Raw genomic sequence first — 20,119 nt, forward strand, 5'->3', positions numbered from 1 at the left:
GTGAAATCAACTTATTCGCTCGAACAACTGCTGCCTTATATAAGGCAACATTCAAACTTCTACCGCCAGCAACTGGAACACTTACCGCCGCAGGGCATTACGTTACAAGATATACCGCTCACCAACGCCGTGGACTATTGGTCTGAAAGCAATGACTTGAGTCATTGGCCGGTCCTGACCGGAAAGGTCGACGATGCGCTGGTGTTTAAAACCGGCGGATCGACCAGCCAGGGCAAACTGACGGTGTACACCTATAACGAATGGCAAGAACTGGTCAGTACGTTCGGAGAAAGTTTCTCCTCTCATCTGAACGACGGCGACCGTGTCGCCAATCTGTTTTTTTCCGGTGATCTTTACGCCAGTTTTCTGTTCATCCACGACTCACTGGCGCACGTCAGGCGATCGATCTGCGAGTTTCCATTTACCGGGCAAGTCGAGCTGGATGTATTGGCCGATGCGATTGATCAGCATCGGATCAACGTGCTGGTCGGCGTGCCGGCACAGCTGCTGCGACTCGCTGCCTACCTGAACCAGCATCGGCGAGTACTGTGCGGGGTTGATACGTTGCTGTATGGCGGCGAAAGCCTGTTTGCCCCGCAGGTGGCAATCCTCATCGACGTGTTTCCCAACGTGCGCATTGCTTCCATTGGCTACGCCAGCGTAGACGCCGGCCTTATTGGGGCCAGCGGTCGCGACTGCGCCTTGGGCGAGCATCGGGTGTTTGAACCACAAACCTTGCTGGAGATCGTCGATGAACTCACCGGTGAAGTTATCGAAGAATGCGATCGCACCGGATTATTGGTGGTGACCAATCTGACTCGCCGGCTCATGCCACTGCTGCGTTATCCGGTGGGCGACCGCGCGTGCTGGCGCGAACCCGGTGCAACCCCAAGGCGTAAATTCGCCCTCAAGGGGCGTAGCGCGCACAGCCAGCGAGTGCGGGTGGGCGTGCTGTCGCTGCTGATCGATGACATCCAGCTGATCGTCCAACGCATTGCCCACAACGACCAATGGCAATTGCTGATCGAACATGACGGATACAAAGATATTTTGAGTGTGAAGTGGGTTCCCTCAGCGCTATCAATGGCCACCGTACCGGTGTGCCGAGCGTTGTACGAGGCGCTGGTTGAACACTATCCCGCCATCGAGGAACTGAGCCGCGAGGGTCTGTTGGAGTTGCGAGTGTTGTCCTGTGCGGTCACCGCATTGAAGCTTCACCCACGCTCCGGCAAACAACTGCGGGTCCTGGACTTGCGCGTGTATGACGCACCGTCGCCGGAGCCCGCATGATGCCGCATTTGATTTTTCGACCCTATCGGCCATCCGACGCACGTGCCGTGAGCCAGTTGTTTCGCGAGGTCTATGGCGATCATTACGTTCAGCCGGATGTTTACTTGCCGAATATGATCAATCAGCACAATGCCGAGGGGCGCTGGAAGTCGATGCTGGCGGTGGACGACGTACGCGTTCTAGGGCATGCCGCGTTGTGCCATGACACACCTGCGGACACCACCGAGCTGGCCCTGAGCGTGGTGCATCCCGCCGCGCAGGGGCAGAGTATCGCGACCCGTCTGGGCCGGGAGTTGCTGTCACGGTCGGATTCTCTGGGGTTCAAGGGTGTTTCGATCAAACAAGTGACACACCATCCCTACACCCAACGCATGGCAGCAAACATCGGCTTCCACAGCACGGGTTTGCTACCTGACTACGTCCCTTCACCCTTCGCTGAACCGCTGCCGGAAACCATCGTGATGGGTTGTTACGTCGTCGAAGGACATACGCGTCCACTCCCCGACATCCCATGGCCTGACAGCTGCCGGGGGTTTATGCAGCACTTGTGTTCCGTGTTCGGGACTCGTCCGGACACGACGCCGTTGTCTTCTCAGCCCTTGCAACTCAAGCAACACCATAAAAGATTCGAAATGGTCATTCAGCGTTTGACCAAACGTCTGCTTGACCAGATCCGGCAATTGCCCAGGCTCTGGCTGATCTCGGCGAAACTTCAGATGTCACGGCACTTTGCCCAGGACTTGCGCAATTTGGCGGCCCTTGGCTTCACCTTTACCGGGCTGATGCCTACATCAAACACCAATGGGTGGTTCGCACTGTTTCATCGAGGGGCGCAGTCTCGGCACCTCAACCTGCACTGCCCGCAGATGCAACGCTTGCATGACGATTTACAGCAAAACGCCAACACGCAGAGTAGCGCCGAAGCGCTGAACAGCGCCCGCTCAGTCGCGTGAGTCTTTTCGATAAAAGTCATTGCCCGACTGCGCGCAAAGCTCCACCAGCCAGTCGACAAACACCCTCACCCGCCGCGACAACTGGCGGTGTGGCGGGTAGAGCGCCGTCAACGGCATCCCCGGTGTCGGCACCGTCCCGAGGACTTCACACAAACGGCCTTCGCTCAACTGACGGGCCACATGGTAATACGGGGTCTGGACCATGCCATACCCCGCCTCACAAGCGGCCAGGTAACCATCGGCGCTGTTGACCGAGACTTGCTTGGGTAGATTAATCACCTGAACCTGATCATTGACCATGAATTCAAGCCCATAACGCTTGCCATTGCTGCTGGAGAGGTACTCCACCATTTGATGGCCTCCAAGGTCAGCCAGACACTGAGGCGTTCCGTGACGCTTCAAGTAGTCGGGGCTGGCACACGTGACCTGGTCCAGCATGGCCAACGGACGCGCCACCAGTGAATCGTCCAGTGAGTCGCCGCCCCGCAGCACGCAATCGACGCCTTCGCGAATCAGGTCGACAGGCCGGTCATTCAAGCCGATTTCCAGTTCGATCAAGGGATACCGGGCACTAAATTGCGGCAATGCCGGGATCACTATCAAGCGCCCCACCCCTGCCGGCATGTCCACTCGCAACAGCCCCTTGGGGTTGTTGCGCGCAGCGCTGAACACCGCTTCGGTTTCCTCCAGGTCCGCCAGCAACCGCACGCAACGAGGGTAATAGGCCGCGCCGTCGAGCGTCAGGCTGATCTGCCGCGTCGTGCGTTGCAACAGTTGTACACCGAGATGCGCCTCCAGCTGCTTGATCAGTATGGTCACTGAGGCCCGGGGCAATTGCAGGCTATCCGCCGCCTTGGCAAAGCCGCCCAGTTCGACGATTCGAGTGAACACGCGCATGGCGTTAAAACGGTCCATTGCTTTTGTTTACCGGCTGATTATTTAGAAATTACGAACAGTGATAGCAGTTTTAGCCGGTTTATCTTGTTTCTGTCGAGGTCAACAATGGACTCCACATTCACAGGGAGCTGATTTCATGCAAACACGTCAACTGGGCAAAAACGGTCCACTAGTGAGCGCGATTGGTCTGGGCTGCATGGGCATGACCGATTTCTACACGACTGGCGTGGACATCCGCGAAGCCACGGCCACTCTGCACCGCGCGCTGGAGTTGGGGATCAACCTGCTCGACACCGCTGACATGTACGGCCCGCGCACCAACGAAGAACTGATCGGCAGAGCCATCGTCGGCAAGCGCGATCAGGTGTTTCTGGCCAGCAAATTCGGGATCGTCCGCGACCCGGCCAATCCGGTTGCGCGGGGCGTCAACGGCCGACCGGATTACATTCACGCCTCTATCGACGGCACCCTCAAGCGCCTCGGTGTCGAGACCCTGGACTTGTACTACCAGCACCGCATCGACCCGCAGGTGGCCATCGAGGAAACCGTCGGCGCCATGGCCGACCTGGTGAAAGCCGGCAAGGTGCGTTACCTGGGTTTGAGCGAGGCCTCGGTAGCGACGCTTGAGCGGGCACACAAGGTTCATCCGATCAGTGCGCTGCAGAGCGAGTATTCGTTGTGGAGTCGTGATCAGGAGGAAAACGGTTGTCTGGCCGCGTGTCAGCGCCTGGGTGTCGCCTTCGTCCCCTACAGCCCTTTGGGCCGTGGCTTTCTCACCGGAGCGCTGAAAAGCCCTGATGATTTCGCGGCAGACGACTACCGGCGCTTCAGCCCGCGTTTTCAAGGCGAGAATTTCGCCAAAAACCTGTTACTGGTGCAGCAAGTGCAGGACCTGGCCGCAGAAAAAGGCGTCACCGCCGGCCAACTGGCGCTGGCGTGGGTGCTGGCTCAGGGCGATTACGTAATCCCGATTCCGGGAACCAAACAGCGTAAATACCTGGAAGAAAATGTGGCCGCGCTGGATGTGAAGCTCAGCGGCGAAGACTTGCAAGCGCTGGAAGCGATATTCCCGGCGAATGCCACTGCCGGTTTGCGTTACCCGGAAGAGGTCATGAAGTTGCTCGACCGATAATCCCACCTAACGCTGAGTGCCGTCCCCGGCACTCAGCGGCCAACCTGACAATCTTGTAATGTGCGCCTCATCTGACTGACAGCTTTGATCTACGATGATCAAGGCTGCCCAGTTTTGTATTACTTCGAAACACACCTTGAATGTCTGTCCGCTAAAAATGGTCAGAATGCATTTTTTTGATCGCAATTCGAAACGAGATTCCCCATGCGAACCCACCTGCGTCTGGTCGCCCTGAGCGCCCTGTTCATTTCCTCCCTGGCCCAGGCCGCCGACCTGATCCCGATCGAGGTCCACCGCGATGCCAATTGCGGTTGCTGCAAAAAATGGATCAGCCATCTGGAAGCCAACGGCTTCAAAGTCGACGATCACGTCGAAGCCAATATGAGCGAATTCAAGCAACAGCACGGCGTGCCTGCGCGTCTGGCGTCGTGCCATACCGGCTTGATCAACGGCAAATTCGTTGAAGGTCATGTCCCCGCCGATCAGGTGCTGGCCTTGAGCAAGCGCGACGATCTGTTGGGCGTTGCCGCCCCCGGCATGCCCATGGGTTCACCCGGCATGGAAATGGACGGCATGAGCGATGCGTATCAAGTGATCGGTCTGAAAAAAGACGGCACTGACGTGGTGGTGGCGGACTACCCCGCCCATTGATGTTCGGTGCGTACATCGGGCTGTTCTTCGCCGCATTCGGTGCGGCAACCTTGCTGCCCTTGCAGTCCGAAGCGGTGTTGGTGGGGCTGTTGCTCAGCGGCAAGTATTGGCTCTGGTCGCTGCTCGCCGTGGCGACATTGGGCAATGTTCTGGGGTCACTGCTGAACTGGTGGCTGGGGCGCAGTATCGAGCGGTTTCGTGATCGGCGCTGGTTTCCGGTCAGCCCGCGCCATCTGGAAAAAGCCCGAGTCCATTATCAGCGTTATGGTCATTGGTCGTTGCTGCTGAGCTGGGTGCCTGTGATCGGTGATCCGCTGACCCTGGTGGCCGGCGTGATGCGCGAGCCGCTGGGACGATTCCTGCTGATCGTGACCCTTGCCAAAGGCGCCCGTTATGGTGTGTTGGCCATGGCCACATTGGGCTGGATGGGTTGAACGATTATCCACGGCGATTGCCTGTGTTTAATGTCGCCCTAATCATGCCGATCCAGCATCGGCCGATTTCCAACGGAGTTCACCCATGTCCCTCACCCGCTCCCGCTGGCTGCCCGGCCTGCTGCTGACCGCTGCATTGCCTGTCATCGCCCACGCCGAAGGCCCGGAATACGGACCGGAGCTGCAAGGTTTCGAGTATCCCTACACGGTCAAGCATTTCGCCTTTGAGTCCCAGGGCAAATCCCTGCAAATGGGTTACATGGATGTCGCCGCTCACGGCAAGGCCAATGGACGCAGCGTGGTGCTGATGCACGGCAAGAATTTCTGCGGTGCCACCTGGGACAGTTCGATCAAGGCCCTGAGTGAGGCCGGTTACCGGGTCATCGCCCCAGATCAGATCGGATTCTGCACCTCCAGCAAACCCGACAATTATCAGTACAGCTTCCAGCAACTGGCGACCAACACCCAGCAATTGCTCAAGGCTCTGGGCATTCAGAAGGCCAGTGTTCTCGGGCATTCCACCGGCGGCATGCTCGCCACTCGCTATGCGCTGCAATACCCCGATCAAGTCGAACAACTGGCACTGGTCAACCCCATCGGCCTGGAAGACTGGAAAGCCCTCGGCGTGCCGTATCGCACGGTTGATCAATGGTACGAACGCGAGCTGAAGGTCACCGCACAAGGCATCCATGACTATCAACGCAGTACCTATTACGACGGCCGCTGGAAACCAGAGTTTGACCGCTGGGTGGACATGTATGCGGGCCTGAGCAAAGGCCCGGGTAAAACCCAGGTAGCGTGGAACTCGGCGCTGATCTACGACATGATCTTCACCCAACCGGTGTACTACGAGTTCAAGGACCTGAAGGTGCCGACCCTGCTGCTGATCGGTACGTCCGACACCACGGCCATCGGTAGCGACATCGCACCGCCCGAGGTCAAAGCGAAACTCGGCCATTACGACGTCCTCGGCAAGCAGGTGGCGAAACTGATTCCCCGGTCGACGCTGGTCGAATTCCCCGGCATGGGTCACGCGCCGCAAATGGAAGAACCGGCGCAATTCCACCAGGCCCTGCTCGCCTGGTTGAACAAAACCAACCCCGTTCCTTGATGAGGTAAGGCTGATGGCAGTGCAGATTGCGGTGATTGATGACTGGCAGGACGTGGCCCGTGACGTGGTGGACTGGTCGGTGCTGGACGACATCGGCGAGGTGAGCTTCACCCATGACTACCCTGCCGACAACGACACCCTGGCGGCACGGTTGGGCGAGTTCGAGGTGATCTGCGTGATGCGCGAACGCACCCGGTTCGATGAGGACCTGCTGCGGCGCTTACCGAAACTCAAGCTGCTGGTCACCGGCAGCATGCGTAACGCCGCCCTGGACCTGAAAGCCGCCGCCGCGCAAGGTATCCAGGTTTGTGGCACTGACAGCTACAAGCACGCCGCGCCGGAACTGACCTGGGCGCTGATCATGACGGCGACCCGCAACCTGGTGGTCGAAGCCAACGCCCTGCGCGCCGGTTTATGGCAGCAACGCCTGGGTGGCGACCTGCACGGCAAGACTCTGGCAATCCTGGGTCTGGGCAGCATCGGCACTCGCGTTGCCCAGTTCGGTCAGGTGTTCGGCATGCGGGTGATTGCCTGGAGCGAGAACCTGACCGCCGAACGCGCAGCCGAGGTCGGCGTGACCTACGTCAGCAAACAGGAACTGTTCGAACAGGCCGATGTGCTGTCGGTCCATCTGGTGCTCAGCGATCGTAGCCGTGGTTTGGTGGACGCCCAGGCGCTGGACTGGATGAAGCCCACGGCTCTGCTGGTCAACACTGCCCGTGGTCCGATTGTCGATGAGGCCGCGTTGATCAAGGCGCTGCAGAAACGGCGACTGGCAGGCGCTGCGCTGGACGTCTTCGAGCAGGAACCCTTGCCGCCTCATCATCCGTTCAGAACCCTGGACAATGTGCTGGCCACGCCCCATGTCGGGTATGTCAGCCAGCAGAACTATTACCAGTTCTTTTCGCAGATGATTGAGGACATTCAGGCCTGGTCTGCGGGAGAACCGATTCGGTTGTTGGGTTAACCGCCCTTCACCGCCACAAACGCCGCCGTCTCATAGGGCACCGTCACCATGTCTCTGCCACGCAGGTCAGGCTCCGCCGCAATCAGCGCCCTGATCTGCTCATCCACCTTCGCCCGCTCCTCCGCTGGTAATGCCGCCACAAAACTGGTGGAGCGCACGCGGTTGAAAATCACATCTTCCGGCGAACCTGTATGCCCATGGCTGAAACGCTGTTCTGCCAGCGGTCCGAACGCCACATGCGGAAACACCTGCCGCCAGGCCCCGGTGTAGTAGCGCGGCGTATCGCCCTCCAGCGCATTGACGATCGCATCCAGTTTTGGCACCCAGCTCGCCCGGGAATCGCGCTGATTCCACACCAGCCCCAGCTTGCCGCCGCGCTTGAGTACACGGGCAATTTCGGTCAGCGCTTCGGTGTTGGCAAACCAGTGAAAGGCCTGGGCTCAGAGCACCACGTCCACCGAAGCATCGGGCAGCGGCAGGTCCATGGCGGTGCCGCTGACGGCCAGCACTTCGGGGAAGGCTTCGGACAATTTCTCGAGCATCTGCGCCACCGGCTCCACCGCAATCACTTGCGCACCGGTCGCCACCAGCCGACCGGTGAACTTGCCAGTGCCGGCGCCCAGATCAACCACGGCTTTGTCCGCGTTCAAACCAAGGGTGCCCGTCAGCCAATCGGCCACTTGCGGCGGATAATCCGGACGACCGCGAACGTAGGTATCAGCGCCGGTTTTATAGCCGGCGGCCGCCGAGTGATGGACCTGATCTTTCATGGCAGTGCTCCAGATCGACAACGAATGCTGTCGAGCATAGCGCCTCGATTTGAGCTTTCCTTGCACAGACCGCCTGAAAGAAATGAATAATTGTTCACCCTGTGGTGTTCACCTTTCATCGCCCCTGAGAATTGCCCATGAATAACCCAAACCTGAAGCCGGGGCGTGGTAAGAACTGAAGCGAATAAACCTGTGGAGCATCGCCCATGAACACTCGTTTCGCTGTGTTAACCATCCAGTTGCTGCTGGCGGTCGCATTGTCCAGTTCGCTGGCGCTGGCCAATGGTGGTGGCGATGACGCTCCCGCAAGACCGAATTGCCCCAAAGGGCAGGTCTTCGACTCCCGGTCGCAAAAATGCCTCAAGCAAACCAGCAGCCTGGTCCCGGACGCCGACCGCACCGATTACGCCTATCGCCTGGCCAAGGACGGTCGTTTTGAGGAAGCGCTGGCCCTGCTCGACACCCTCAAACAGCCAAACACCGCCAAGGCCTTGAACTATCGCGGCTACTCCACGCGTAAACTGGGGCGCACCGACGAAGGCATCGGTTATTACCTGCAATCGGTCAAACTTGACCCACACTACGCGCAAGTTCGCGAATACCTCGGCGAAGCGTATGTGATCAAAGGTCGACTGGACCTCGCTCAGGAACAGTTGCAGCAGATCAAATCCATCTGCGGCAGCACCACCTGCGAGGAATACCAGGACCTGGCCGAAGCCATCAACGACTCATCGAAAACCTGACACACCGAGCAGACGGAGGTCGCCATCGCCAGCGATCAGGCAATACGGGCAGAACTGGGACAGCACCTGGCGCGTTTATGGCGCTACGGCTTGCTGTTGTCCCGGCAACGGCATGTCGCCGAAGACCTGGTGCAGGCGACCTGCGTACGGGCGCTCGAGCGTGCCGGGCAGTTTGTCCCGGGCAGCCGCATGGACCGCTGGCTGCTGAGTATTCTGCATTCGATCTGGCTCAACGAAGTTCGCTCCCGAAGAGTGCGTCATGGACAGGGGCTGGTGGATGCCGACAACGCCTTGTCGTTCGATGGTGAATACGCGGCGCAAACCCATGTCCTCGCAGCTCAGGTGATCAGGCGTGTGGATGCGCTGCCCGAAACCCAGCGCGAAACGGTGTTTCTCGCCTACGTCGAGGGCTTGTCCTACCGCGAAGTAGCCGACGTGCTGGACGTGCCCATCGGCACCGTCATGAGTCGCCTGGCTGCGGCACGCGCCAAACTGGCCGAGTACCCGCCATTGCACACCGTGCCGAACCCTTCCACTGGAGAACGTCGATGAACGATCACGCACGCCCGACGATACCCACGGATGAGCAACTGGTGGCCTACCTCGACGACCAACTAGACAGCGAACAGCGCACCCGCATCGACGCGGCCATTGCCGAGGACCCAACGCTCAACCTGCGCCTGCAATGGCTGGCCCGCAGCAGCCTGCCGTTCAAGGAGGCCTACGACGAGTTGGGCCGACAGGCGCCCGTGGACCGCTTGCAATCGATGCTCGACACCTTGCCTTCACCTGAACGCCCGGCCATGAATCGGCGCTGGTTTCTCGCGGCGGCCGCCGGGTTGGTGGTGAGTGGTGTGGTGGCGGATCGATTGTTCCTCGGCTGGCAGTTGAGCCAGCAAAAGGAAAACTGGCGCGGGCTGGTGGCCGAGTACATGTCGCTTTACGTGCCGCAAACCCTGGACCACTTGCCCACTGACGAAGCCGCTCAGCGAGCGCAACTGCAGACCATCGATGCGCGTCTGGGCCTGAATCTTGTGCCGGCGCAACTGGCCCTGCCACGCTCCGAGCTCAAGCGCGCGCAAATCCTCGAGTACGACGGCGTGGCCATTGCCCAAATCACCTACCTGGACCCGGTGCACGGTCCCATGGCGCTGTGCGTCACCCGCTCCAACAACGGCAGTCGGCATTTCGCCCAGGAGCGCCGGTACGGAATGAACATTGTCTATTGGGCTGACATGCAACATGCCTGGATGTTGATCGGGCATCACCCGGTAGCGGATCTGGAGGACATGGCGAAATTGTTGAGAAGTCGGCTGAGCGCGTGATCCGTTTTGTCACTATGCTCGGTGTCTCAATTCCAAGGAGGAACCTTCCCATGCCGATTTCTTCACGCACTGCTTTGCTGGTCATCGACGTACAGAACGACTTCATCCCCGGCGGCCAGTTGCCGGTACCCGAAGGTGATCTGATCGTCCCGCTGATCAACCGCCTCGGCGCCCGGTTCACCCAAGTCATCATCGCCCAGGACTGGCACCCGGCCGGACATGCGTCCTTCGCCTCCAGCCACCCGGGCCGCGCGCCTTACGACGTGACTCGACTGCCTTACGGCGAGCAGACGCTCTGGCCGGACCATTGCGTGCGGGCAACACCCGGTGCCGAGTTGCACAAGGATCTGGACCTACCCCACGCCCAATTGATCATCCGCAAGGGCTGCAACCCGGACATCGACAGTTACTCGGCGTTTCTGGAGGCGGACCGAACGACCACCACAGGCTTGGCCGGGTACTTGAAGGAACGCGGTGTCGACACGGTTTATCTGGTTGGGCTGGCACTCGATTTCTGCGTGATGTTCTCTGCACTGGATGCGCGGGCGGCAGGGTTCAACGCGTTTGTGGTGATGGATGCGTGTCGGGCGATTGATCTGGACGGCTCACTGGCCGCAGCGATCGAGCGGATGCAGGTGGCTGGGGTTGGGTTGATTCCATCAACCGAAGTGCCAGGTTAACTCCCTGTAGCAGCTGTCGAGCAGCGCGAGGCTGCGTCCGGCTGCGAAGCAGCCGTAAAATCAGGCACTCCGTTTTTTCAGGAAAACCGCATCCGCCGGGTTTGCGAGGACTTCGGTCGGGCGCGACCCCGGCTCGAACGCAGCCTCGCAGGCTCGGCAGCTGCTACAAAGAATGCGTCAGGTTGAGGTGGGCAACCACAACCGGAACCGTGCCCCACCCAGCGGCGACGCTTCAACGGTGAGCGTGCCGCCCTGTGCTTCCAACGCCCGACGACTGATGGCCAACCCCAGACCGAACCCGCCAGTGGCCCGGTCCCGACTGCGATCCAGCCGATAAAACGGTTCGAAAATCCGCTCCCGCTCCTCATCCGGGATACCGATCCCGTCATCGTCCACCCAGATTTCAGCCCCCTTGGCACACACCCGCACACCAATCTGAATGCGTTTTTCGCAGTAGCGCATCGCATTGCGCAGCAGGTTCTGAATAGCGCGGGCAGTCAGCCTTGGGTCGAGGGCGAAGCGTTCAAGTTGTCCGTGCAGGAGCACATCGATAACGATGTCCGGGGACTCCAGTTCTTCGTCGACGCTGCCAAGGATGCTGTCGATAAACTCATCCAGCGACACCTCGACCCGCTCCGGCAGCCGCGCCGGGTTTTGCAGACGGCTGTAGGACAGCAGTTCCAGCACCAACTCATCGAGCTCGCGAATGTGCGCGACCAGACCTTGCAGACGCTCGCGGCTGGCGGCGGGCAAATCGTCGGACAGCGCCAGCGCCAGGCCGAAATCCAGTCGTGTCAGGGGCGTGCGCAATTCGTGAGAGACGGCATTGAGCAGGTCCCGCTGCTGGTTGAGCAGGTTCTCGATATCGCCGGCCATGGTGTCGAAGACATTGGCCAGGCTGCCGATGTTGGAACTTTGGGAAATCTGTGTGCGCTCGCTCAAGTGGCCCTTACCGAAACGTTCAGCCGTACCTTTGAGGCGTTCCAGGTCGCGCCAGTGCGGGCGCAGCCACAGCAACAGACAGGCGAGCATGGTCGCGCCGATCAGCACGTTGATGCTCCAGTACAACAGGCTGACGTCCATCGGGTCCGGCGGTACGACCATTTCCACCACCGTCCGCTCGTTCAGCGGCGACACCGCCAGGGTGCGCCAGCCCCAGTCGCCAATGCGCACGACGTTCTCGCCACGCTGAAGACGTTTGCGCTCATCAGGGGTGAAATCGGCATCGTCGTTACCGGTCAGGACGATGTGCAGCGGCTGGAATTCCTTGTCCATCTCTGCGGCCAATGCCGGCCATTGTTCCGGGGGCACGGCGTGAAACTGCTTGACGATGAGGGTTTGCAGCCCGCGCGAGTAATCGAGGTTGTAGGTGACAAAGCGCTCCTGGAAGACCTTGATCACCAGATCCGGCACCAGATAGATCGCCGCACTGTACGAAACGATGGTCACCAGGTACAGGCGAAACAGGATTCTGAACATCGCCTCAGCATTCCCACTCGGAACGGCTGAACAAGTAACCCTTGCCCCACACGGTCTTGATCTTGCGCGCCTCGCCGGCGTGGTCGTCGAACTTGCGCCGCAACTTGGAAATCGCCACGTCCACCGAACGGTCGGTGCCATTGAACTCGATGCCGCGCAGGCGTTGCAGAATCTGGTCGCGACTGAGCACTTCGCCGGCATGCCGAGCGAGTACCACCAGCAGGTTGTATTCACCGCTGGACAGTTCGACCAATTGCTCGCGCCAGGTCACGGTGCGCTCGGACAGGTCGATGCACAGATTGCCCATCAGAATGCGGTCATTGGCGGTCTGCGGTTCAGTCAGGCTGCTGCGCCGCAGCAACGTCCGCACCCGGGCCAGCAACACCCGCGGTTCGCAGGGTTTGGTGACGTAGTCGTCGGCGCCCATTTCCAGGCCCAGCACCTGATCGTGACTGTCGTCGCGGGCGGTGAGCATCAGGATCGGCAACGTGGCCGAATCGGCGCGCAGCAAGCGGCAGACTTGCAGACCGTCCAGCCCCGGCAGCATCAGGTCGAGGATCACCAGGTCCGGTGGATTGACCCGCGCACGTTCGCGCACATGGTCGCCACGGCTGATCACGCTGACGCTATAGCCGTTGCGTTCCAGGTAACTGGCAATCAATTCGGAGAGCGCGGTGTCGTCTTCGACCAGGAGGATGTTGGGCATGGATGTTCCAGAAAGTGCTGTGGTGCCTGGTCCGGCCTCTTCGCGAGCGAGCCCGCTCCCACATTGGATCTGTGGCGTTCACAAATCCCCTGTGGGAGCGGGCTTGCTCGCGAAGGCGGCCTGGCAGGCGCAAACGTAATCAAGCCGTCAAGGATATACGCCCTCGCCCGTGCCTGAGTAAAACCCTTACACAATTTCACACAGCGCCTACAAAGCTTCACCGCTACCCTCGTCGCCTCCCCGTAGGATGCGGGGGGTCATTATTGGGGTATTACATGTCAAAGAATCTGCTTGCCAGGCTCAGCCTGATTGCACTGGCGGTGACGCTGAGCGCTTGTGACAAGGCCTCGACGGCCGAAGAACAGGCGCCTCTGGCCACGGTTCGCATCGAAACCATCCAAGCCAGCCCCCTGTCGATCACCAGTGAACTGAGCGGGCGGATTGCCGCGCCACGCATTGCCGAAGTCCGCGCCCGGGTTGCCGGGGTAGTGTTGCAACGGGCGTTCCGTGAAGGCAGTGATGTGAAAAAAGGCGAAGTGTTGTTCCGTATCGACCCGGCGCCGTTCAAGGCAGACCTGGACAGCGCTGAAGCGGCGCTGCGCAAGGCTGAAGCCAATGCGTTCCAGGCGCGCCTGCAAGAGCAGCGTTACGCGCAGTTGATCGAAGGCAATGCCATCAGCGGCCAGGATTATGACAACGCCCGGGCCAGTGCCCGGCAAACCGCTGCCGACGTCGCCGCGAACAAAGCCGCCGTGGAACGGGCGAAACTCAACCTGGGTTACGCCACCGTCACAGCCCCGATTTCCGGGCGCATCGGCCGCGCGTTGGTCACCGAAGGCGCGCTGGTCGGGCAGAACGAAACCACACCACTGGCGCTGATTCAGCAGCTGAATCCGATCCATGCCGACCTCACCCAATCGACCCGCGAACTCAACGACCTGCGCCGGGCGTTCCGATCCGGCCAGTTGCAGCAGGTCGGTCAGGACCAGGCCAAAGCCACGCTGATTCAGGACGACGGCAGTCTCTATCCATTGCCGGGCAAGTTGCTGTTCGCCGACATCACCGTCGACCCCGGCACCGGCCAGATCATCCTGCGCAGCGAATTCCCCAACCCGGACCTCGACTTGCTGCCGGGCAGCTTCGTGCGCGTGCGTCTGGAGCAAGCGGTCATTCAGCAAGGCATCAGCGTGCCGCAACGAGCCATTCAACGTGACAGTGCCGGCATCGCCCAAGTGCTGTTGCTCGACGCCGAACAGCGGGTCGGCCAGCAACCGGTCGAACTGGGCGCCGTGCAGAACGATCGCTGGATCGTCACCGGCGGCCTCAAGCCCGGTGACCGCATCGTCACCGAAGGCCTGCAACACGCCCGTCCCGGCGAAAAAGTGCAGATCGACGACACCCCTCTTCCACTTGCCCAGGCTTCTGGTCAGTAAGCAGGACGCTTCTTTATGCCGCAGTTCTTTATCGATCGCCCGGTGTTCGCCTGGGTGGTTGCCCTGTTCATCCTGTTGGCCGGCGCCCTGGCCATTCCACAGTTGCCGGTGGCGCAATACCCCAATGTCGCGCCGCCGAAAGTCGAAATCTACGCCGTGTACCCGGGCGCTTCGGCGCAGACCGTGGACGAAAGCGTGGTCAGCCTGATCGAGGAAGAACTCAATGGCGCAGACCATCTGCTGTATTTCGAATCCCAGAGCAGCCTCGGCAGTGCCACCATCACCGCGACCTTCCAGCCGGGCACTGACCCGGAAATGGCTCAGGTCGATGTGCAAAACCGCCTGAAAGTGGTCGAGTCGCGCCTGCCTCAAGCGGTGACGCAACAGGGTTTGCAGGTGGAGAAAGTCTCCGCCGGTTTCCTGCTGCTGATCACCCTCACCTCCAGTGACGGCAAACTCGACGACGTGGCGCTCAGCGATTACCTGGCGCGCAACGTGATGAACGAGATCAAGCGCCTGGACGGCGTTGGCAAGGCGCAGTTGTACGGTGCCGAACGGGCGATGCGGATCTGGATTGACCCGCAGAAGCTGATCGGTTTCAACCTGACCCCGGCTGACGTCAACGCCGCCATCGTCGCGCAGAACGCGCAAGTGTCGGCGGGCAGCATCGGCGACTTGCCGACCCGCACCACTCAGGAAATCACCGCGACCATTCTGGTCAAAGGCCAGTTGTCGACACCGGAAGAATTCGCCGACATCGTGTTGAAAGCCAATCCCGACGGCTCAACTGTGCGCATCAAAGACGTGGCGCGCGTCGAGATCGGCAGTCAGGAATACCAGTTCTCCACGCGCCTCAATGGCAAACCGTCGACCGCCGTCAGCGTGCAGTTGGCACCGGGCGCCAATGCCTTGAGCACTGCCACGTTGGTGCGGGCGAAGATGGATGAACTGGCGCGCTACTTCCCGGCGGGCGTGGAATACAAGATCCCGTACGACACCTCGCCTTTCGTCAAAGTCTCGATCACCAAGGTGGTTTACACCCTTGGCGAGGCGATGTTGCTGGTGTTCGCGGTGATGTTCCTGTTCCTGCAAAACATCCGCTACACGCTGATTCCAACCCTGGTGGTGCCGGTGGCGCTGATGGGCACCTTTGCGACCATGTTGGCGCTGGGGTTCTCGATCAACGTGCTGACGATGTTCGGCATGGTGCTGGCGATCGGCATCCTGGTGGATGACGCGATTGTGGTGGTGGAAAACGTCGAACGGATCATGGCCACCGAAGGCCTGTCACCCAAAGAGGCCACGCGCAAGGCGATGAAGCAGATCACCGGAGCGATCATCGGTATCACGCTGGTGCTGGTCGCGGTGTTCATTCCGATGGCGTTCATGCAGGGGTCGGTCGGGGTGATTTACCAGCAGTTCTCTTTGTCGATGGCGACTTCGATTCTGTTCTCGGCGTTCCTCGCCCTGACCTTGACCCCGGCGTTGTGCGCGACGCTGCTCAAGCCGATTGCCAAGGGCGAACATCACGAGAAGCGCGGGTTCTTTGGCTGGTTCAACCGGCGTTTCGAGCAACTGACCGAGCGTTATCAGGGCTGGGTCGCCTATGCGCTGAAACGCACGGGCCGTTACCTGCTGATCTACGGCGTGCTGCTGATTGGATTGGGCCTGTGCTTCAGTCGACTGCCCTCCTCGTTCCTGCCGGTGGAGGATCAGGGTTACACCATCACCGACATTCAACTGCCACCGGGTGCGAGCAAGAACCGCACGGTGCAGGTGGTCGAGCAGATCGAAGCCCACAACGCCACTGAACCCGGCGTTGGTGACAGCACGGTGATTCTCGGATTCAGCTTCTCCGGTAGCGGGCAGAACGCCGCGTTGGCGTTTACCACGCTCAAGGACTGGTCTGATCGGGGTAGCGACGACTCGGCCAGTTCCATTGCCGATCGCGCCAACATCGCGTTGAGCCAGATCAAGGATGCCGTAGCGTTTGCGGTACTGCCGCCGCCGGTGGATGGCCTTGGTACTTCCAGCGGTTTCGAGTTCCGCTTGCAGGACCGTGGCGGCCTTGGCCATGCCACGTTGATGAAGGCACGCAGTGAATTGCTCGCTGCCGCCGAGAAAAGTCCGATCCTGATGAACGTGCGCGAAAGCGCGCTGGCCGAAGCGCCGCAAGTGCAACTGGAAGTCGACCGTAAACAGGCCAACGCGCTGGGTGTGTCCTTTGCCGACATTGGCAATGTGCTGTCCACCGCCGTCGGTTCGGCCTACATCAACGACTTCCCCAATCAGGGGCGGATGCAGCGTGTGGTGGTTCAGGCTGAAGGCGATCAGCGCAGTCAGGTCGCCGATCTGCTGAAGATTCACGTGTGCAACAACGCGGGGAAAATGGTGCCGTTGTCGGCCTTCGTCCAGGCCAAATGGACTCAGGGCCCGGCGCAATTGACTCGCTACAACGGCTACCCGGCGATCAGCATTTCCGGCGAACCGTCGCCCGGTTACAGCACCGGCGAAGCCATGGCGGAAATCGAGCGTCTGGTGGCGCAAGGGCCGGCGGGGTTGGGGCAGGAATGGACCGGGTTGTCATTGCAGGAACGGTTATCCGGCAGTCAGGCTCCGATCCTGCTCGGTTTGTCGTTGCTGATCGTGTTCCTTTGTCTGGCCGCGTTGTATGAGAGCTGGTCGATTCCGACCTCGGTGCTGCTGGTGGTGCCGCTTGGCGTGCTCGGCGCGGTACTGGCCGTGACCTTGCGCGGAATGCCCAACGACGTGTTCTTCAAGGTTGGATTGATCACCATCATCGGTCTGTCGGCGAAGAACGCGATCCTGATCATCGAGTTCGCCAAGAGTCTGTACGACGAAGGCCACGACCTGATCGACGCCACCCTGCAAGCCGCGCGCCTGCGACTGCGGCCGATTGTGATGACGTCGATGGCGTTCATCCTCGGCGTGGTGCCGCTGGCGATTGCCACCGGGGCCAGTTCAGCGAGCCAGCAGGCCATCGGCACCGGGGTGATTGGCGGGATGATCACGGCGACGCTGGCGGTGGTGTTTGTGCCGGTGTTTTTTGTGGTGGTGATGAAGCTCGTCCGCAAGCGGCATAAGGACCTCTGACCACACCGTTTACCTGTGGGAGCGAGCCTGCTCGCGAATATGGTTTAACAGTCAACAGAGTTGTTGACTGACCCACCGCATTCGCGAGCAGGCTCGCTCCCACAGGGGAACTCATCAACTTCAGGTTGTGGTCACAATAGACCGCACTGGGCTAAGGTGTTTGCATACCCAAGTTTATCGAGTTCACATGCCCTTCCTCGCCCGCACCCACCCTCGCCTCTCCGCCGCCGCAGCCCTCGGCGTCGCGGTAGGCATTCTGGCGCCGGCCGACTCGATCATCAGCAAAATCCTCTTCGGCTGGAATGCCGGCGTCTGGACTTACCTGGTCCTGATGCTCTGGCTCACCGCGCGCGCCAAAGCACCGGACGTGAAGCGCATTGCCGAGGTCGAAGACGAAAACGCTGGGCTGGTGCTGTTTGTTGTATGCATCGCCGCGGTGGCGAGCCTGGCGACCATCGGCTTTGAACTGGCCGGCAGCAGGGACATGGAAACGACCCGCAAGCTGTTGCACTACGGCTTTACTGCATTGACCGTGATCGGTTCATGGCTGCTGATCGGGGTGATTTTCAGCGTGCACTACGCCCGTCTGTTCTACACCTGGGGCGGCAAAGACCCCGCACTGCGTTTTGCTGAAGGTCTGACAACGCCCAATTACTGGGACTTCCTGTATTTCTCTTTCACCATCAGCGCGGCGGTCCAGACGTCCGATGTCGGCGTGGCGACGCGGGATTTGCGCAAGATTGTCCTGGCGCAGTCGCTGATCGGCTTTCTGTTCAACACGGCCATTCTCGGGTTCTCGATCAACATCGCGGCGGGACTGTTCAACTGATCCCTGCACAAACGTTCTAGTCATCACCCTCGGCGCAGGCGTTAAATAAGTCGGCTATCCGTCTCACAGGTGCAGCATGACGACTCACAACTGGATCGACCTGGCCCAGGACGCCGACACCGGCATCGAGACCCTGCGCGCGCATTTCGAAGGCCACGCCTACGACCCGCACTGGCATGACAGCTATCTGGTGGGCGTCACCGAACAAGGGCTTCAGCAGTTTCACTGTCGGCGAGCAAAGCACCAAAGCACAGCGGGCAAGGTGTTTCTGCTCGAGCCCGGCGACATCCACGACGGCGAAGCACCGACCGAAGACGGTTTCACCTACCACATGCTGTACCTCGACCTGCAGTGGCTGAAACGTGAACTCAGTGCAGTCTTCGAAAATGCCCCCGACAACGGTCAATTGAGTTTCGCCAACACCCTGTCCAGCGACTCGCGACTCGCCCACGCCACCAGCCTGGCGTTTCAAACCCTGCATCACGATGAGCTGAAAATCGTCCGCCAGACCGCCCTCGACGGTTTGCTCGAACGCCTGACCAGTCACCTGCACTGGCGCACCCGCTACAACGAAGACCCGCGGCTGCCGCTGGTGGCGCAGAAGGCTCGGGAATACCTGCACGCCAACGCTCAATATGACATCGGCCTCGACCAACTGGCCGCCGTCACCGGAGTTGATCGCTTCCGCCTGACCCGCGCCTTCAAGGCCGCTTATGGCATCGCACCCCACGCCTACCTCGTGCAATTGCGTCTGGCGACCGCCCGGCGAATGCTGGCCCGTGGCGAGCAACCGGCAACAGTGGCGATGGAATTGGGGTTTGCCGATCAGAGTCACCTGGGCCGTTGGTTTGTCCGGGCATATGGCTTGACTCCGGCGTTGTATCGCAAGCGCTGCTCAAATCTTCCAGACGCATGACCCTGACTTTGTGAGGATCGACTCCTGAGATCATTCACGGAGCCCGCTGCCATGTTGTCCACCTTTCCCACGCTGCTGCCATTTTTGCTGTTCGCTTTCGTCGCCTCCATTACGCCGGGGCCGACAAACATTTTGGTGCTGAGTAACAGCGCGAGGTACGGTTTCAGAGCCGCATTGCCGATCATTTTCGGAGCCTGCGCGAGTGCGGCATTGATTGTGTTGTTGGTAGGCAGCGGTGTTGGTCAGTCGCTTGCCGGGCTACCAAGGGTGCAATCGCTGATGCAATGGTGCGGAATCGCTTGGCTTAGTTACTTGGCCTGGAAAATATTCCATACACCGGTCACGACCTTCGATGTTGATGAAGGACACAAGCAAAGGTTTGGATTATGGGCGGCCGCTGGCTTACAACTGGTCAATCCCAAGACCTGGATGATGGCATTTGCCGTGGTCGGTGTATTTGCTGGATCCGGCGATAATCGACAGTTGCAAATTGTCTGCCTGTCGCTGGCATTTTTCCTGGTCTCGCTGCCGTGTCTGGGTGTTTGGGCATTGCTGGGAAAGGGAGCAACCAGATGGTTTGGCTCGGCAAAAGCCATCCAGCGTTTTAATCAGGCAATGGCACTGCTGCTACTGGGTTCTGCCTGGCTCACGTTGACTTGACGCGCTGCATCAGCACAACAGGTACAAAA

Annotated in this window: 19 protein-coding genes and 1 pseudogene; 16 read left to right on the forward strand and 4 right to left on the reverse strand. The window is 60.1% G+C overall.

The genetic code is table 11. The features are described from left to right. Together ACA056_RS15100 and ACA056_RS15105 are read left to right on the forward strand one after the other, a co-directional pair. On the forward strand, window positions 1-1,290 hold the full coding sequence (locus ACA056_RS15100; protein ID WP_497265724.1) for a phenylacetate--CoA ligase family protein: 1,290 nt from the start codon (window positions 1-3) through the stop codon (window positions 1,288-1,290). Continuing rightward, window positions 1,290-2,243, forward strand: coding sequence for a GNAT family N-acetyltransferase (locus tag ACA056_RS15105; protein WP_497273540.1), 954 nt, complete (start codon window positions 1,290-1,292; stop codon window positions 2,241-2,243). The genes ACA056_RS15100 and ACA056_RS15105 overlap by 1 nt, the downstream gene beginning before the upstream one ends. Here the strand turns inward: ACA056_RS15105 and ACA056_RS15110 are convergent. After that, on the reverse strand, window positions 2,232-3,158 hold the full coding sequence (locus tag ACA056_RS15110) for a LysR family transcriptional regulator (RefSeq protein WP_497265726.1): 927 nt from the start codon (window positions 3,156-3,158) through the stop codon (window positions 2,232-2,234). The two genes, ACA056_RS15105 and ACA056_RS15110, sit on opposite strands and share 12 nt — an antisense overlap. 118 nt (window positions 3,159-3,276) lie before the next feature. Here ACA056_RS15110 and ACA056_RS15115 point away from each other — a divergent pair, with 118 nt between their 5' ends. The 5 genes from ACA056_RS15115 (at window position 3,277) to ACA056_RS15135 (ending at window position 7,435) form a co-directional block, all read left to right on the forward strand. After that, the gene (locus ACA056_RS15115) at window positions 3,277-4,272 is read left to right on the forward strand and encodes an aldo/keto reductase (RefSeq protein WP_497265728.1); all 996 of its coding nucleotides are present in this window, start codon (window positions 3,277-3,279) and stop codon (window positions 4,270-4,272) included. Between the two features lie 204 nt (window positions 4,273-4,476). Continuing rightward, window positions 4,477-4,923 carry a DUF411 domain-containing protein gene (locus tag ACA056_RS15120; protein ID WP_497265730.1) on the forward strand — a complete coding sequence of 149 codons (447 nt, stop codon included), beginning with the start codon at window positions 4,477-4,479 and terminating at the stop codon, window positions 4,921-4,923. Further along, window positions 4,923-5,357: a YqaA family protein gene (locus tag ACA056_RS15125; protein ID WP_497265732.1), complete on the forward strand. Its 435-nt coding sequence runs from the start codon at window positions 4,923-4,925 to the stop codon at window positions 5,355-5,357. The genes ACA056_RS15120 and ACA056_RS15125 overlap by 1 nt, the downstream gene beginning before the upstream one ends. An 85-nt stretch (window positions 5,358-5,442) precedes the next feature. Further along, window positions 5,443-6,468 carry an alpha/beta fold hydrolase gene (locus ACA056_RS15130; RefSeq protein WP_497265734.1) on the forward strand — a complete coding sequence of 342 codons (1,026 nt, stop codon included), beginning with the start codon at window positions 5,443-5,445 and terminating at the stop codon, window positions 6,466-6,468. Between the two features lie 13 nt (window positions 6,469-6,481). Further along, window positions 6,482-7,435 carry a D-2-hydroxyacid dehydrogenase family protein gene (locus tag ACA056_RS15135; RefSeq protein WP_497265736.1) on the forward strand — a complete coding sequence of 318 codons (954 nt, stop codon included), beginning with the start codon at window positions 6,482-6,484 and terminating at the stop codon, window positions 7,433-7,435. Here the strand turns inward: ACA056_RS15135 and ACA056_RS15140 are convergent. Then, window positions 7,432-8,205: pseudogene (locus ACA056_RS15140) on the reverse strand (class I SAM-dependent methyltransferase). The gene ACA056_RS15135 and the pseudogene ACA056_RS15140 sit on opposite strands and share 4 nt — an antisense overlap. Window positions 8,206-8,411: 206 nt before the next feature. Between ACA056_RS15140 and ACA056_RS15145 the strand changes: the two are divergent. The 4 genes from ACA056_RS15145 to pncA are packed head-to-tail and all read left to right on the forward strand — an operon-like array spanning window position 8,412 to window position 10,953. Next, window positions 8,412-8,948 (forward strand): tetratricopeptide repeat protein, encoded by a 537-nt coding sequence (locus ACA056_RS15145; RefSeq protein WP_497265738.1) that lies wholly within the window; start codon window positions 8,412-8,414, stop codon window positions 8,946-8,948. 54 nt (window positions 8,949-9,002) lie between these two features. Beyond that, window positions 9,003-9,500, forward strand: a complete 498-nt coding sequence (locus ACA056_RS15150) for a sigma-70 family RNA polymerase sigma factor (RefSeq protein WP_197281712.1) — start codon at window positions 9,003-9,005, stop codon at window positions 9,498-9,500. Then, window positions 9,497-10,273 (forward strand): anti-sigma factor family protein, encoded by a 777-nt coding sequence (locus tag ACA056_RS15155; protein WP_497265740.1) that lies wholly within the window; start codon window positions 9,497-9,499, stop codon window positions 10,271-10,273. The genes ACA056_RS15150 and ACA056_RS15155 overlap by 4 nt, the downstream gene beginning before the upstream one ends. Window positions 10,274-10,323: 50 nt before the next feature. Next, window positions 10,324-10,953, forward strand: a complete 630-nt coding sequence (gene pncA, locus ACA056_RS15160; RefSeq protein WP_497265742.1) for a bifunctional nicotinamidase/pyrazinamidase — start codon at window positions 10,324-10,326, stop codon at window positions 10,951-10,953. Window positions 10,954-11,130: 177 nt separating this feature from the next. Here pncA and ACA056_RS15165 read toward each other — a convergent pair whose 3' ends face one another. Both ACA056_RS15165 and ACA056_RS15170 read right to left on the reverse strand, forming a co-directional pair. Beyond that, entirely contained in the window at window positions 11,131-12,432 is a 1,302-nt protein-coding gene (locus tag ACA056_RS15165) for an ATP-binding protein (protein ID WP_497265744.1), read from the reverse strand. Between the two features lie 4 nt (window positions 12,433-12,436). Then, a complete protein-coding gene (locus ACA056_RS15170) occupies window positions 12,437-13,138 on the reverse strand; it encodes a response regulator (protein WP_008155184.1) in 702 nt (233 codons plus the stop codon). A 275-nt stretch (window positions 13,139-13,413) separates the two neighbouring features. Between ACA056_RS15170 and ACA056_RS15175 the strand changes: the two genes are divergently transcribed. From ACA056_RS15175 to ACA056_RS15195, 5 genes are all read left to right on the forward strand, one after another. Continuing rightward, complete coding sequence (locus ACA056_RS15175) at window positions 13,414-14,571, forward strand: efflux RND transporter periplasmic adaptor subunit (RefSeq protein WP_497265746.1); 1,158 nt, start codon at window positions 13,414-13,416, stop codon at window positions 14,569-14,571. Window positions 14,572-14,586: 15 nt separating this feature from the next. Continuing rightward, on the forward strand, window positions 14,587-17,685 hold the full coding sequence (locus tag ACA056_RS15180) for a multidrug efflux RND transporter permease subunit (protein ID WP_497265748.1): 3,099 nt from the start codon (window positions 14,587-14,589) through the stop codon (window positions 17,683-17,685). Between the two features lie 187 nt (window positions 17,686-17,872). After that, entirely contained in the window at window positions 17,873-18,514 is a 642-nt protein-coding gene (locus tag ACA056_RS15185; RefSeq protein ID WP_497265750.1) for a DUF1345 domain-containing protein, read from the forward strand. Between the two features lie 76 nt (window positions 18,515-18,590). Beyond that, on the forward strand, window positions 18,591-19,430 hold the full coding sequence (locus tag ACA056_RS15190) for an AraC family ligand binding domain-containing protein (protein ID WP_497265752.1): 840 nt from the start codon (window positions 18,591-18,593) through the stop codon (window positions 19,428-19,430). A gap of 51 nt (window positions 19,431-19,481) precedes the next feature. After that, complete coding sequence (locus ACA056_RS15195; RefSeq protein WP_497265754.1) at window positions 19,482-20,090, forward strand: LysE family translocator; 609 nt, start codon at window positions 19,482-19,484, stop codon at window positions 20,088-20,090. The last annotated feature ends 29 nt before the right edge of the window (window positions 20,091-20,119 follow it).

This window comes from Pseudomonas sp. LBUM1666 (assembly GCF_059695775.1).

Coding starts and splice junctions, on each gene's coding strand:
- ACA056_RS15120 (WP_497265730.1), top strand. CDS start 4,477: ATGCGAACCCACCTGCGTCTGGTCGCCCTGAGCGCCCTGTTCATTTCC.
- ACA056_RS15110 (WP_497265726.1), bottom strand. CDS start 3,158: ATGGACCGTTTTAACGCCATGCGCGTGTTCACTCGAATCGTCGAACTG.
- ACA056_RS15155 (WP_497265740.1), top strand. CDS start 9,497: ATGAACGATCACGCACGCCCGACGATACCCACGGATGAGCAACTGGTG.
- ACA056_RS15105 (WP_497273540.1), top strand. CDS start 1,290: ATGCCGCATTTGATTTTTCGACCCTATCGGCCATCCGACGCACGTGCC.
- ACA056_RS15130 (WP_497265734.1), top strand. CDS start 5,443: ATGTCCCTCACCCGCTCCCGCTGGCTGCCCGGCCTGCTGCTGACCGCT.
- ACA056_RS15180 (WP_497265748.1), top strand. CDS start 14,587: ATGCCGCAGTTCTTTATCGATCGCCCGGTGTTCGCCTGGGTGGTTGCC.
- ACA056_RS15115 (WP_497265728.1), top strand. CDS start 3,277: ATGCAAACACGTCAACTGGGCAAAAACGGTCCACTAGTGAGCGCGATT.
- pncA (WP_497265742.1), top strand. CDS start 10,324: ATGCCGATTTCTTCACGCACTGCTTTGCTGGTCATCGACGTACAGAAC.
- ACA056_RS15125 (WP_497265732.1), top strand. CDS start 4,923: ATGTTCGGTGCGTACATCGGGCTGTTCTTCGCCGCATTCGGTGCGGCA.
- ACA056_RS15190 (WP_497265752.1), top strand. CDS start 18,591: ATGACGACTCACAACTGGATCGACCTGGCCCAGGACGCCGACACCGGC.
- ACA056_RS15170 (WP_008155184.1), bottom strand. CDS start 13,138: ATGCCCAACATCCTCCTGGTCGAAGACGACACCGCGCTCTCCGAATTG.
- ACA056_RS15165 (WP_497265744.1), bottom strand. CDS start 12,432: ATGTTCAGAATCCTGTTTCGCCTGTACCTGGTGACCATCGTTTCGTAC.
- ACA056_RS15145 (WP_497265738.1), top strand. CDS start 8,412: ATGAACACTCGTTTCGCTGTGTTAACCATCCAGTTGCTGCTGGCGGTC.
- ACA056_RS15175 (WP_497265746.1), top strand. CDS start 13,414: ATGTCAAAGAATCTGCTTGCCAGGCTCAGCCTGATTGCACTGGCGGTG.
- ACA056_RS15185 (WP_497265750.1), top strand. CDS start 17,873: ATGCCCTTCCTCGCCCGCACCCACCCTCGCCTCTCCGCCGCCGCAGCC.
- ACA056_RS15135 (WP_497265736.1), top strand. CDS start 6,482: ATGGCAGTGCAGATTGCGGTGATTGATGACTGGCAGGACGTGGCCCGT.
- ACA056_RS15195 (WP_497265754.1), top strand. CDS start 19,482: ATGTTGTCCACCTTTCCCACGCTGCTGCCATTTTTGCTGTTCGCTTTC.